The following is a 12,172-nucleotide window of genomic DNA, read 5'->3' on the forward strand; positions in this document are numbered from 1 at the left end:
TCCCCCGGCCATCGCGGCATCCGTGGTCTGCGTCGACATGCGCTCGATGCTCGCCCCGTGCCCGCTCAGCGCCGCCCTCGAGTCGCTCGCGGGCACGCTGACCGTCACCGTCCACGCGGGGTCTGCCGAGCCGGGCGTCGCGTCGGCGCGCGCGGTGACCTTCGACGTGGTCGGCAACGACCGTGCCGGTATCGTCCGCGAGGTCTCGGCGGCGCTGAGCGGGCACGGGGCGAGCATCGAGCGCATGTCGACGCAGACCACGGATGCCGCGATGGCCGGGGGACGCCTGTTCGAGGCCACCATCACCGCGACGGTGCCCGCCGACGTGGCGATCGACGACCTCGTGGCCGAGCTGGAGCGTCTCGCGAGCGAGATCCAGGTGGACGTCACCCTCGCCGACGAGGCCTGAGGCCCGAGCCCGATCGGGAGCCGCCGCGCCGTCTCAGCGCGTGGCGCGTCGCCGCGATCGGACGATGAGCAGGGCGATCGCGCGCCAGCCGAGCACGAAGACCGCGAGGGTGATCGCCGCGACGATCACGAAGGCGATCGCGATGCCCTGACCGCTCGCCGCGCGCAGGATGACGCCCAGCACGACGGTGACCGCCCACAGGGGGAGCCCCGTGCGCACGAGGGCCAGCGGCGCGCGCCAGACGCCCGTGATGAGCCACCCCAGGGCCAGGGCGGCCAGGAACGGCCAGACCGTGGTCAGCAGACCGGTGCCGAGGGGGCCGAGGACGGCACCGTCGTGCGCCGCGCGGCCGATCGCGGCGAAGACGACGACGAGGACGGCATCCGTCACGAGGGTCAGGACGGTGAGGCGGCGAGAGGTCGACACCCCTCCATTCTCGCGCGCCGGGCCGCGGCCGGGGACGCCCGGCCGCACCCGACAAGCCCCGCCCGCGCGCGCGGGGGCATCGCTAGCGTGGGACGATGCCGACCCGCCTGCTGCTCGTGGCAGACACCCATGTACCCCGACGCGCCCGCGCGCTGCCCGACGATGTCCGGCGCGCCGCCGCGGCGGCCGATCTGATCGTCCACGCCGGAGACTGGGTGGACGAGAGCGTGCTCGACGAACTCGGCGGGCTCGGATCGCTGCTCGGCGTGTGGGGCAACAACGACGGTCCCGCGCTGCGCGAGCGCCTGCCCGAGATCGCCCGCGCGGACATCGACGGCGTCCGCGTGGCCGTCGTCCACGAGACCGGAGCCGCCGCGGGGCGCGAGAAGAGGATGGATGCCGCCTTCCCCGACACGGACCTGCTGGTGTTCGGTCACAGCCACATCCCCTGGGACACCACGACCCCCGGCGGCATGCGCCTGCTGAACCCCGGGTCGCCCACCGACCGGCGGCGCCAGCCGGCGTGCACGATGATGACCCTCACCCTCGTGGATGCCGGGATCCACGACGTGCGCCTGCACGAGGTGTCGCGCGCGTGAACGCCGAAGGCGCCGCACCACGGGGGTGCGACGCCTTCGGGACGGACGGTTCCCGGTGAGGGGTCAGCCCTTCTCGACCGTGAGGTGCCGGGTCGATGCGGTCATCGGGCACTCGAACGGATCGCGGGCGGCGAGGCCCACCCGGTTGAGGTAGGCGATGACGATGCCGTACGACTGCAGCAGCGTCGTCTCGACGTAGGGCACGTTCAGCGTCTCGCAGTGCTCGCGCACGATGAGGCGCGCACGGCTGAGGTGCGGGCGGGGCATGTTCGGGAAGAGGTGGTGCTCGATCTGGTAGTTCAGACCGCCCATGAGCCACGTGGCCCACCAGCCGCCCGCGATGTTGCGGGAGGTGCGCACCTGCTTGCTGAAGAAGTCGAGCTTGGCGCCCGGGGCGATGATCGGCATGCCCTTGTGGTTGGGGGCGAAGGACGCACCCATGTAGATGCCGAACACCGCGACCGACACCCCGAAGAACGCGAAGGCCAGGCCGACCGGCAGGAAGATGAAGATCGGCGCGATGAAGATCGCGTGGCGCAGGGCCAGCAGGCCCAGCTCGCCCCAGCGTCCCTTGATCTCGCCGCGCGAGAACAGGTGGCGCAGCGCCAGCACGTAGAGGTTGATGCCCTCGAACGCCAGCAGGGGGAAGAACAGGTACCCCTGACGCTGGGTGATCCAGCGCTGCACGCCGCGCGCCTTGGCGGCGTCGACGTCGAGGAACGAGATCGTGTCGATCTCGATGTCGGGGTCCTTGTCGACGCGGTTCGGGTTGGCGTGGTGCCGCGTGTGCTTGGACGCCCACCACGACCGGCTCATGCCGACGATGCCGTTGCCGATGAACAGGCCGAGGCGGTCGTTCGCCGGTCCCGACGCGAAGATCTGGCGGTGCGCGGCCTCGTGGGCGAGGAACGCCACCTGCGTGAACAGGATGCCGAGGGCCGCGGCGATGAACAGCTGGAACCAGCTGTCGCCGAGCAGGATGAATCCGGTCACGCAGCCGGCGAAGCCGAGCACGATCGCACTCGCGACGACGGCGTAGAAGACGGGGGTGCGCACCAGCAATCCGCTTTCGCGGACGACCTGGGACAACTCTGTGTAGGCCTTGGTGATGGGGGGGAATTCCGTCGTGCCGGAGTAGGTCTGGCGGACGGGGCCGAGGCGGGACTCGACGATGGTGGAAGCGATGGACTGCTCCTCGGATCGGGATGACCGTGGTCGGGAGCCGGGGCGGCTACCCCGGACTGAGGCCCACACTACGGGGCGCCGTATGGACGACCCGGCATACGTCCACATGCCCAGCAGCCTCACGGGAAACGGAAACATCGGATTCCGTCCGCGCCCGGGAACGACACAAGCCGGGGCGTCGCGAGGCGACGCACCCGGCTTGTGGGGGAGCGGAACTCAGAGGGGGCGGATGTTCGCCGCCTGCATGCCCTTGGGGCCCTGCTCGGCGTCGAATTCGACCTTCTGAGCCTCGGTGAGCTCCTTGAAGCCGTTGCCCTGGATCGCGCTGAAGTGCGCGAACAGGTCGGCCGAGCCGTCATCGGGAGCGATGAAGCCGTAGCCCTTTTCGGAGTTGAACCATTTCACGGTGCCAGTGGCCATCGTGTTCTTCCTTTATTCATGTTGGGCCGCAGATGCGACCGTGGGTGCCGCCCCGACGCACGCGGAGCGGACGGGGACGCCGCGGCACCGAGTCGGTGACGCGGACGCGATGCCCGTCGACGGCGGCCTGAGCCGTCTCGACGGACGCGTGGACGCCGAGGTTCTCGCCGAGCGGACCCTGGGCTTCGTAGCCCGAGGTGGCCGCGCCGACGAAACCGGCGTAGTCGGATCCGGCCGTCGCGACGAAGACGTCGAGATCGGCCTGACGCCACGACAGTGGCGAAGGGTGAAGCAGAGACACAGATACTTTCCGCGAGTGCGTCGCGAGGGCGGATGCCGTCGAGCGGAGCACGCGATGATTGAGGGAGGGAACGCTGTCGGAAACGGCTCGGCGCCGTGCGCCCGGCATCTCAACGATGAGGCGGGCGTCGATGAAGCAGGTCCCAGAACGAATAGCCTCACGGTAGCACGGATGACCGGACGTTCGCCGGGGAGTTTCGCGGGCGGCGACGCGGGGGTGGACTTGGGGGCATGGCATCCGGAACCGAGGACCCCGCCGACGACGAACGCTGGCTGGTCGTGAACGGGCGCCGATGGTGGCGCACCGACCCGGAGCTACCGGACGAGATCGCCGCCCGACTGCGATCGCACCTGGGCCGTGCGCGTGCTGCCGTGCGGACGACCAAGAGCGCCGACGACGAGGAGGCGACCGCCGCCGCCCGGCACCGGGTGGGGCTGGCCAAAGCGGGCCTGGGGGAACGCGGACCGCGGTGGTGGGACGACGACGTGCCCGCGCGGCTGCAGCGGGCGCGCGAGGCCCTCGCGGAGCTCGATCGGGTCGCCCCGCCGAGAGCAGATCCATCGGCCGACGTCAACGCGTAGCGCCGCACCCGCGCGGGCGGATGGGCTGAGGGTCTCGACAAGAAGGAGCGTCATGACCGCCACCACCCCCGAGCTGGACAAGCTCAACGAACTGCTCAAGAAGTTCCGCTTCGCGATGGTCACCACGCGCGCCGAGGACGGCGCCCTGCACGCGCACCCGCTGACCGTGCAGGAGACCGAGTCGGACGGCGACCTCTGGTTCATCGTCGGTACTCACGCGTCGGCCGTCGAACACGTGCGACGCGACCCCCAGGTCGGGCTGTCGTTCAGCACCGACGGCACCTGGCTCTCGCTCGCGGGCGAGGCCGAGGTCGTCGACGACCTCGCGAAACTGAAGGAGCTGTGGTCGACCAGCGTCGAGGCGTGGTTCCCCGACGGACCCGAGTCCCCGGGTGTCACGCTGCTGAAGGTGTCCGCCCTGAGCGGCGAGTACTGGGGCAGCGCCGGCGGACGCATCGCCACCGCCGTCGCGCTGGTGACGTCGAAGGTCACGGGCGAGCGGCCGCGCGGCGGCGAGAACGAGAAGTTCGACCTGCCCGAGTGAGCGTCGTCGGGCCCCGCCCCGGATCGAGGTGGGGCCCGACCTCCGTTCAGCCGCCCGAGGGGTTGTCGACGGGAGCGTCGTCGTCGTCTGTGGTGTCGGGGATGTCGTTCGCGTCGACGACGGGGGCGTCGGCGGTCTCGAGCTCGTCGGGCTGGTCGGCGGTGTCGGGTTCGCGGTGCGGTGAGGTGTCCATGGCCGCAGCACACCACGCGCCCGCCGAGGCGCGCGCGGGCCTTGCGCACACCCCGGTCGTGTGAGAGCGCAAGCCCCCGATCCGTCGACGCCCCTTTTGCGACGATGACGGCATGTCACGACCCGAGGTGCGCTCCAAGCCCTGCGCTTACTGCGGCCGGCCCTTCACCGATCGCAAGCGATGGAGCGGGCGCGACCAGTGGGACCAGGTCCTCTACTGCTCGAGAGGATGCCGGGCGAAGGCCGCGGCGCAGAGGCGGCGGGCATGAGGGCCGCGCTGATCCTCGCCACGCAGCAGTTCGCGGAGCATCCCGCCTACGCCGACGACGGCATCCAGGAGTTCTTCTTCATCGAGTCCGCTCCGCGCTTCGCGAAGCTGCCGTACCACCGGCACAAGATCGTGCTGCTGGTCTCGGCCATGCGGCACACCGCGGCACGCCTCGAGGCCGAGGGTAAGACCGTGCGCCGCATCGCGCTCGAGGACGACCTGACCTTCAAGGCGGGACTCGAGCGGCTGCTGACCCGCCACGACGTGACCGAGTTGACGTGGATGAGCGACCCCAACCGACCGGTCGACGAGCGCATCGCGAGGATCTGCGCCGACCACGACGTCGAGACCGACGTCCTGCCGGACGGGCTCTTCCTCACTCCCGAAGAGGACGTCGACGGGTGGTTCGCCGAGCACCCGACGCCGCTCATGGAGGACTTCTACCACTGGCAGCGGCGACGGACCGGCATCCTGATGGACGGAGGGAAACCGGCGGGACGCCGCTGGAACTTCGACGCCGACAACCGCAAGGCCCTGCCCAAGAAGGGCGTCGAGATCCCGCCGCTGCCGCAGCCGGAGCACGACGAGATCACGCGCGCGGTGATCGCCGAGGTCGACGAGCGCTACCCCGACCACCCCGGGTCCGCTTCGGACTTCTGGCTGCCGGTCACCCCCGAGGACTCGCGCGACTGGCTCGACGTGTTCGTCGCCGAGCGGCTGCACGATTTCGGTCGCTACGAGGACGCGATGAAGGCGGATGAACCGTTCCTCTTCCACGCGATCATCTCGCCGATGCTGAACATCGGCCTGCTGACCGTCGAAGAGGTCGTGGCCGCGGCGACCCGGACCGATGCGCCCCTGGCATCCGTCGAGGGGTTCATCCGCCAGGTGATCGGCTGGCGCGAGTACATGCGCGGCATGTACCGCGCGCACCCGAAGCTCGAGCACGTCAACGCCCTGCACCTCGACGGGCGCATCCAGAAGTACTGGTTCTCGGGCGAGCGGATGCCGAAGGACCTGCCGATCCCGGTGCGCACGGTGCTCGAGCGGGTGCACCGGTGGGGCTACGCCCACCACATAGAGCGGCTCATGGTGCTGGGCAACTGGTTCCTGCTGCAGGGGTATGCGCCGCGGCAGGTGAACGACTGGTTCCTCGCGCTGTTCGTCGACGCCTACGACTGGGTCATGGTGCCCAACGTCATGGGCATGAGCCAGTTCGCCGACGGCGGCTTCGTCGCCACCAAGCCCTACGTCTCGGGCGGGGCGTACCTGCAGAAGATGGGTTCGTGGTGGCCGTCCGCGCAGGACGCCAAGGACTCGGTCTTCACCGAGGCGTACTGGGAGTTCCTCGAGCGGCACGAGGACGTGCTGGCGGGCAATCACCGGTTGGGGCTGGCCCTGGCGCAGATGCGCAAGCGGCGGGACGCCCGGGAGTAGGCACCGGTGTGCGGCGCGGCCGCCGGGTCATGTCATCCGCGATCCCTTCGACAGGCTCGGGGATCTCTCCGCCGAGCCTGTCGAAGGACGAGGCGGATCAGCTCTTCAGCTTGTTGAGCGCCGACCCCTTGTGCGCGGCCTTCGAGCCCGACTTCTCCGACTCGACGATGTAGGCGGGATCGTCGTCGGACGCCGTGAACTTCTGTCCGTCGTGCTGGAAGTCCTTGGTCTTCTTCTCGACGACCTTGCCCTGCGTCTTGCCCTGGGGCGTGTCCCAGCTGACGCGGTCGCCCTTCGACAGATCCTTCGACATCGTTCATCCTTCCGTTGGCGTGCGCCCATGCTGACGGGGCGCGGTGGGGCGGCTCGGGGGATTGACACGTCGGCCGGCGGTCAGAGCGCGGAGCGATCCCGGCGCGTGAGCGCGAACCGCGACGCCAGGACCCCGGCGGCGAGCGCTCCCGCTCCGCCGGCGATCATGTCGCCGATGGTGTCGTCGTAGGTCACGAAGATCGCGTCGGTGATGAAGCGGTAGCCGAACCACTCGACCATCTCCCATACTGCGCTCAGGGCGAGTCCCGCGATCGTGGCGACGACGATCGGGGTGCGTCGGCGTCCGGTCGGCGCGATCACACCGCCGTCGTCGAGCAGCACCAGGGCGACGGCGGCCAGCACCCCCGTGCACAGGGCGTGCACGACGAGGTCCCACCCCGTCCACGCGCGGTACAGGTCGATCACGTTGCTGCCGGCCGCGACGATCACGGTCGCGCACGTCAACAGGTCCACGCCCGAGCGCAGACCGATCATGCGCGCCAGCATGACCGCCGGCAGCGCCATCGACAGCACCGCGAAATCGGTGAACGGCAGGGTGAAGAGCGCGACGACCGTCGTGACGATCGCCCCGGCGCGCACCGCGTCGGCGAGCCACTCGGTGACGGTCCGCGGCGGTCGCTTCAGATTCGCGATCATCGCGGGGAGCATCGGCATCCTTCCCCGGGGGGACCGGGCACGACGGAGCGGATGCCGGCGGTCACGACGAGGCGCTCGAGGGCAGCCGGACGACGGCCTGGATGGGCAGGTGGTCGCTCGGCCACTGCGTGCCCGTCGGGCGCGGGTCGATGCCCACGGCGCGCACGCCCACGTCGGGGCTCGCGAGGATCGCGTCGATGCGACGCGCCCCCAGCTTGGGTCGCCGGTAGTTGTTGAACGATCCCCACTCCGCGGTGCGGCGGGCGGGGGCGACGGACCAGGTGTCGATCAGGCCGCCGTCGGCGAACATCGCCTCGAGCTCGCTCGAGCGCACGTGCGCGTTGACGTCCGCCGTGAACAGCAGCGGTCGCGTGCGAGCCGCTGCCAGATCGTGCAGCCAGGCCGCCGACCGGCGGCGCGCCCGCGCCGAGAACGCGTCGAAGTGCGTGTTGACGAACGTGAATCGCGCATCCGTCTCGAGATCGCGCAGCTGCGCGATGACGGCGATGCGGGGGATGGAGTTGCCCCAGCCCGTCGACCCGGCGACCTCGGGGGTGTCCGACAGGGCGACCTGCCGCCAGTCCTCGACCTCGAGGCGGTCCCGGTCGTAGAACAGCGGCGTGCCCTCGCCGTCCCGGCGCGGTCCGCGGCCGAGACCCACCCGGCCGTACTGCGTACCGAGCGCGTCCTGCACCCACCGCGCCTGGTCGGGCATCGCCTCCTGCGCGCCCAGCAGGTGCGGCTTGTGGGCGCTCAGGAACGTGCGCAGGCGCTGCTTGCGCATCGGCCAGCGGTCGGCGGGCGGCCAGGTGACGCGGTCGAACCGGCGACGGATGTTGAAGCTCATCACGTGCAGCTCGGGCGCACGGACCGCCGGAAACAGCACGCCGCTCACGCGCGGGCCTCCTCGAGCGGCACGTCGCCACGGCGTCGACGTCGCCGCAGCACGCGCACCCACCGGGCCGGGGGGATGTCCTCGGGCCAGTGGGCGAACACCGTGCCGGCCCCGCGGCGGAAGCAGCGCGCGAAGCGGCGGGGCTGGACGGTCCGCGACGACACGCGCATGTGCCGACCCGAGACGATGCCGATGCGGTGCCGGACGCCCAGGTGGTACGCCAGGTCGAGGTCGTCGTGCAGCTCGGGATCGAGGTGCACCTCGTCGCGCACGTCGCGCCAGGCGCTGCGGCGGAACGCCATGTTCGAGCCCCACAGCGGGACGTGGCCGAGAGCGGGGGTGGCGAACGCGGCGTAGGTGCCCAGGAAGGCCCGCGCCATCCCCACGCGCTGCGCCGCGGGACCGTCGTGGAACACGGCACCGCCGCTGACGGCATCCACGGCGTCGTCCGCGAAGGCGTCGACCATGCTCCGCACCCAGGTCGGTTCGGGGATGCTGTCGGCGTCGAGCCGCAGGATCAGCTCGCCGCGAGCGGCGTCGTAACCCGTCGCGGCGGCGGCGGGGATGCCGCGCTCGCCGCAGAACACCACGCGGGCCCCGGCGTCGCGGGCGACGCTCGCGCTGTCGTCCGAGGAGTCGTTGTCGACCACGACGATCTCGTCGGGGCGAAGGGTCTGCCGGCTCAGAGCGGCGAGACAGCGGCGCAGGTGAGGGGCGTCGTCGCGGACGGGGATGACGACCGACACGGTCGTGACCGCTGGCGCGGGGTCGTGGGGCACGCTTCCTCCCGGGGACGAGTGCTTCCCACGCTAGGCGATGCGGCGCGGGCGTTTCCCGGCTTGACGCCTGCGTGTCTCGACGCCGACGCACGAGCGGGGGCGCCGCGCTCGTTTCGTAGGGTGGATGCCATGGCATCCGTCCTGAACGTCTCGGCGTACCTGTTCACGCGCATCGACGACCCCGCCGCCCTGCGCGACGAGCTGCGCGAGAACGCCGCGACGGCCGGACTGCGCGGGACGATCCTGCTCGCCGGCGAGGGGATCAACCTGTTCCTGGCCGGCGGGGCGGACGCGGTGCGCGGGTTCCTCGACACGCTGCGGGCCGACCCGCGCTTCGCGCCGCTGCGCGCGAAGGAGAGCTGGTCCGACACGGTGCCCTTCGGGCGCCTGCTGGTGAAGGTCAAGCGCGAGATCATCCGCATGGACCGGCCCGAGGTGCGCCCCCAGGACGGCCGCGCCCCGGCGGTCGCGCCCGCCACCCTGCGGCGCTGGCTCGACCGCGGCGCCGACGATCAGGGCCGCGAGGTCGTACTCGTCGACACCCGCAACGCGTTCGAGGTCGACTACGGCACCTTCGTCGGCGCGCAGGATTGGCGCATCGAGCGCTTCACGCAGTTCCCGGATGCCGCGGGCGCCCACCGCGACGACCTCGAGGGCAAGACGGTCGTGACGTTCTGCACCGGTGGCATCCGGTGCGAGAAGGCCGCCCTGCACCTGCGCGACGAGGGGATCGACGCCTACCAGCTCGACGGGGGCATCCTCGGCTGGTTCGAGGAGCAGGGCGGTGCGCACTGGGACGGCGGCTGCTTCGTCTTCGACGGACGCGAGGCGCTGGACGCCGCACTCGCCCCGGTGTCGTCGTCGCGCGAGCAGGCCGCCGCCTGATGCTCTGGGACCAGCACGCCTGCGCCGAGCTCGTCGAGACCGCCGACCTGAGCGAACTGCACCGCTACCGCCCCGCGGGCGGCGGGTTGGTGTCGCTGAACGTCGGCTTCTCGCCGCACCCGCCGGAGCTCACGGCATCCCTCCTCGACGCCTTCCGCGCACAGGTCGAGCGGATCGACGGCCTGGCGCTCGCCGCGTCGGTCGACGACGTCGACCGGATCGCCGCGGCGGGCGACACCGCCGTGGTGTTCGATCTCGAGGACGCCGGTCCCCTCGGCGGCGACCTCGACGCGGTCGCCCGACTCGTCGCCGCGGGTGTGCGCACCCTCGGGCCCGTCTACAACCACGCCAACGCCGTCGGCGGCGGCTGCCTCGACCCCGTCGACGAGGGGCTCACCCCCTGGGGGCGCGACCTCGTCCACGAGCTGAACCGGTCGGGGATGGTGCCGGACGGCTCGCACGTCGGCGCGCGCACCTCGATGGACATCTGCGCCGCGTCCTCGCGCCCCGTGGTGTTCAGCCACTCGAACATGCGTGGCGTGTGGGAGCACCCGCGCAACCTCACCGACGACCAGGCCCGCGCGGCGGCCGACACCGGCGGGGTGGTCGGCATCACGGGCGTCGGGATCTTCCTGGGGCCCAACACCCCGACGCTCGAGGCGATGGCGCGCCACCTCGAGTACGCCGTCGAGCTGGTCGGGATCGCGCACGTCGGCGTCAGCACCGACTTCTCGTTCGACTGGCAGACCTTCCGCGTCGAACTCGCGTCGAGTCCCGAGCTGTACGACGCCAGTTACACCGCGTGGGGTCCGGTCGAGTGGATGCCGCCCGAGACGTTCATCGGACTGGGCGCGGCCCTGCGGCAGCGGGGCTGGGCCGACACCGACGTCGCCGCCGTGCTCGGGGGCAACTTCCGCCGCGTCGCGCGGCAGAGCTGGGAGCCGCTGGGCTGACCGCGGGCCCGCTCGATAGCCTCGGAGCATGACCACCCTCACCGACGGCGCCGAGCTGCGCCCCGCCCGACGCGGCGACGAGACCGGCATCCTCGCCTGCATCCAGGCCCTCGCCGATTACGAACGCGAACCGGATGCCGTCGACAACACGGCCGAGATGATCGCCGCGACGCTGTTCGGCGACGACCCCCGCGCCTTCGCGTTCGTGGTGGACGGCGGCGACGGCGAGATCCGCGCGATCGCGATCTGGTTCCTCACCTATTCGACGTGGACCGGGCGTCACGGCATCTGGCTCGAGGACCTCTACGTCCACGAGCGGTTCCGCGCGAACGGCTACGGCGTCGCCCTGCTGTCCGCCCTGGCGGGGGAGTGCGTCGACAAGGGCTACCCGCGGCTCGAGTGGACCGTGCTCGACTGGAACGAGCCCGCGATCGGGTTCTATCGCGCGCTCGGGGCCCAGGCGATGGAGGAGTGGACGACGCGCCGCGTGACCGGCGAGGCGCTGACCGCGCTCGCCGCCCGCGCGTAGCGCTCGTCACCGCGCGAGGTCGGCCAGCACCGCCTCGGCCGCGCGCTGACCCGAGACGAGGGCACCCTGGATCGACGCGGTATCGCGGTGGTCTCCGGCGACGTAGCGCCCGTCCCCGAGACGGACGGGCCGACGCAGGCGCAGCGGCGGGTCCTGCGCGGGCAGGGCGCCGACGATGTCGTCTCGGCGCAGCAGGCGCCACGGCCGGGTGTCGGCATCCCACATCTCGGACAACTGCCGCCGAACGACGTCCTCGGGGGCGTCCGAGGGCAGTACGCAGGTCGCCTGCACCAGGTGCTGGCCGCGCGGGGCGTAGGTGGGCGCGGTGTTCGTCATCACCGCGGTGTTGACGATCGGTCCGCGCCGACGTCCGTCGACCCGCAGGGCGGCGTCGTCGCTCGGCGCCCGGTCGGCGGCGAACCACCACGTCCGCAGTCCGCGCGAGGGCGGAAGCGGCACGTCGAGAGCGGGGTCCAACCCGGTCGCCACGATCACGGAGCGAGCGGTCACGGCATCCTGTCCGTCGATCCCGACGTGCCAGCCGCGCGCTCGTCGGCGGGTCGACACCACGCGCTGACCGAGACGGATGCCGACCCCCGCGCGGCGGGCGGTGTCGGCGAGCTGGGCGGGGAGGGCGCCGATGCCCGCGGCGGGGACGCCCGGGCGCCCGAGGGCGAAGCTGCGCACGAGCAGGCGGACGAAGGCGTCGGAGGTCTGCTGCCGGTCGTCGGCGAGCACGCCCGCGAGGAACGGCTCGAGGACGCTCTCGCGCAGCGGCCCGCGCAGGCCCGCGCGATCCC

At 71.7% G+C, this 12,172-nt stretch carries 19 protein-coding genes; 9 read left to right on the forward strand and 10 right to left on the reverse strand.

What is annotated here, in order from left to right:
* Positions 1 to 409 (forward strand): glycine cleavage system protein R (locus DBR36_RS04115; protein WP_108317681.1); only part of this gene is annotated, 409 nt, incomplete at its 5' end.
* Positions 410 to 442: 33 nt separating this feature from the next.
* Here DBR36_RS04115 and DBR36_RS04120 read toward each other — a convergent pair.
* Entirely contained in the window at positions 443 to 835 is a 393-nt protein-coding gene (locus tag DBR36_RS04120) for a DUF3054 domain-containing protein (protein WP_108317682.1), read from the reverse strand.
* A gap of 95 nt (positions 836 to 930) precedes the next feature.
* On the opposite strand from DBR36_RS04120, the gene DBR36_RS04125 reads away from it, so the two are divergent.
* Positions 931 to 1,434 carry a metallophosphoesterase gene (locus tag DBR36_RS04125; RefSeq protein WP_108317683.1) on the forward strand — a complete coding sequence of 168 codons (504 nt, stop codon included), beginning with the start codon at positions 931 to 933 and terminating at the stop codon, positions 1,432 to 1,434.
* Positions 1,435 to 1,497: 63 nt separating this feature from the next.
* On the opposite strand, the gene DBR36_RS04130 is transcribed toward DBR36_RS04125, so the two are convergent.
* The 3 genes from DBR36_RS04130 to DBR36_RS04140 all read right to left on the reverse strand — a co-directional run bounded on the left by DBR36_RS04130 (position 1,498) and on the right by DBR36_RS04140 (position 3,340).
* The gene (locus tag DBR36_RS04130) at positions 1,498 to 2,703 is read right to left on the reverse strand and encodes a fatty acid desaturase family protein (RefSeq protein ID WP_375136054.1); all 1,206 of its coding nucleotides are present in this window, start codon (positions 2,701 to 2,703) and stop codon (positions 1,498 to 1,500) included.
* A gap of 132 nt (positions 2,704 to 2,835) precedes the next feature.
* The gene (locus tag DBR36_RS04135) at positions 2,836 to 3,039 is read right to left on the reverse strand and encodes a cold-shock protein (protein ID WP_013583139.1); all 204 of its coding nucleotides are present in this window, start codon (positions 3,037 to 3,039) and stop codon (positions 2,836 to 2,838) included.
* Between the two features lie 16 nt (positions 3,040 to 3,055).
* On the reverse strand, positions 3,056 to 3,340 hold the full coding sequence (locus tag DBR36_RS04140; RefSeq protein ID WP_108317685.1) for a hypothetical protein: 285 nt from the start codon (positions 3,338 to 3,340) through the stop codon (positions 3,056 to 3,058).
* 230 nt (positions 3,341 to 3,570) lie between these two features.
* Between DBR36_RS04140 and DBR36_RS04145 the strand changes: the two genes are divergently transcribed.
* On the forward strand, positions 3,571 to 3,921 hold the full coding sequence (locus DBR36_RS04145; RefSeq protein ID WP_108317686.1) for a biopolymer transporter Tol: 351 nt from the start codon (positions 3,571 to 3,573) through the stop codon (positions 3,919 to 3,921).
* A gap of 52 nt (positions 3,922 to 3,973) precedes the next feature.
* Positions 3,974 to 4,465 carry a pyridoxamine 5'-phosphate oxidase family protein gene (locus DBR36_RS04150; protein ID WP_108317687.1) on the forward strand — a complete coding sequence of 164 codons (492 nt, stop codon included), beginning with the start codon at positions 3,974 to 3,976 and terminating at the stop codon, positions 4,463 to 4,465.
* Between the two features lie 46 nt (positions 4,466 to 4,511).
* On the opposite strand, the gene DBR36_RS17570 is transcribed toward DBR36_RS04150, so the two are convergent.
* A complete protein-coding gene (locus tag DBR36_RS17570) occupies positions 4,512 to 4,658 on the reverse strand; it encodes a hypothetical protein (RefSeq protein ID WP_181373470.1) in 147 nt (48 codons plus the stop codon).
* A 112-nt stretch (positions 4,659 to 4,770) separates the two neighbouring features.
* Here DBR36_RS17570 and DBR36_RS18825 point away from each other — a divergent pair, with 112 nt between their 5' ends.
* The gene (locus tag DBR36_RS18825; RefSeq protein ID WP_108317688.1) at positions 4,771 to 4,926 is read left to right on the forward strand and encodes a DUF2256 domain-containing protein; all 156 of its coding nucleotides are present in this window, start codon (positions 4,771 to 4,773) and stop codon (positions 4,924 to 4,926) included.
* Positions 4,923 to 6,362: a cryptochrome/photolyase family protein gene (locus tag DBR36_RS04160; protein WP_181373471.1), complete on the forward strand. Its 1,440-nt coding sequence runs from the start codon at positions 4,923 to 4,925 to the stop codon at positions 6,360 to 6,362. The genes DBR36_RS18825 and DBR36_RS04160 overlap by 4 nt, the downstream gene beginning before the upstream one ends.
* Positions 6,363 to 6,459: 97 nt before the next feature.
* Here DBR36_RS04160 and DBR36_RS04165 read toward each other — a convergent pair whose 3' ends face one another.
* The 4 genes from DBR36_RS04165 to DBR36_RS04180 form a co-directional block, all read right to left on the reverse strand.
* Complete coding sequence (locus DBR36_RS04165) at positions 6,460 to 6,675, reverse strand: DUF2945 domain-containing protein (RefSeq protein WP_108317690.1); 216 nt, start codon at positions 6,673 to 6,675, stop codon at positions 6,460 to 6,462.
* Between the two features lie 80 nt (positions 6,676 to 6,755).
* Positions 6,756 to 7,331, reverse strand: coding sequence for a hypothetical protein (locus DBR36_RS04170; protein ID WP_258222553.1), 576 nt, complete (start codon positions 7,329 to 7,331; stop codon positions 6,756 to 6,758).
* A gap of 61 nt (positions 7,332 to 7,392) precedes the next feature.
* A complete protein-coding gene (locus DBR36_RS04175) occupies positions 7,393 to 8,226 on the reverse strand; it encodes an endonuclease/exonuclease/phosphatase family protein (RefSeq protein ID WP_108317692.1) in 834 nt (277 codons plus the stop codon).
* The gene (locus tag DBR36_RS04180; RefSeq protein WP_108317693.1) at positions 8,223 to 9,005 is read right to left on the reverse strand and encodes a glycosyltransferase family 2 protein; all 783 of its coding nucleotides are present in this window, start codon (positions 9,003 to 9,005) and stop codon (positions 8,223 to 8,225) included. The genes DBR36_RS04175 and DBR36_RS04180 overlap by 4 nt, the downstream gene beginning before the upstream one ends.
* 129 nt (positions 9,006 to 9,134) lie before the next feature.
* Between DBR36_RS04180 and DBR36_RS04185 the strand changes: the two genes are divergently transcribed.
* Genes DBR36_RS04185 through DBR36_RS04195 form a run of 3 tightly spaced genes read left to right on the forward strand, consistent with a single transcriptional unit; the run spans position 9,135 to position 11,372 of the window.
* Positions 9,135 to 9,890, forward strand: coding sequence for a sulfurtransferase (locus DBR36_RS04185; RefSeq protein WP_108317694.1), 756 nt, complete (start codon positions 9,135 to 9,137; stop codon positions 9,888 to 9,890).
* Positions 9,890 to 10,843, forward strand: a complete 954-nt coding sequence (locus DBR36_RS04190) for a dipeptidase (protein WP_108317695.1) — start codon at positions 9,890 to 9,892, stop codon at positions 10,841 to 10,843. Before DBR36_RS04185 ends, DBR36_RS04190 begins: the two co-directional genes overlap by 1 nt.
* 28 nt (positions 10,844 to 10,871) lie before the next feature.
* Positions 10,872 to 11,372: a GNAT family N-acetyltransferase gene (locus DBR36_RS04195; protein ID WP_108317696.1), complete on the forward strand. Its 501-nt coding sequence runs from the start codon at positions 10,872 to 10,874 to the stop codon at positions 11,370 to 11,372.
* Between the two features lie 6 nt (positions 11,373 to 11,378).
* Here the strand turns inward: DBR36_RS04195 and DBR36_RS04200 are convergent.
* Positions 11,379 to 12,172: FAD-dependent oxidoreductase (locus tag DBR36_RS04200; protein WP_146185221.1), on the reverse strand; the 794-nt coding region annotated here is incomplete at its 5' end.

It is taken from the genome of Microbacterium sp. HMWF026 (genome assembly GCF_003061325.1).
In the GTDB taxonomy this organism is placed as follows: domain Bacteria; phylum Actinomycetota; class Actinomycetes; order Actinomycetales; family Microbacteriaceae; genus Microbacterium; species Microbacterium testaceum_E.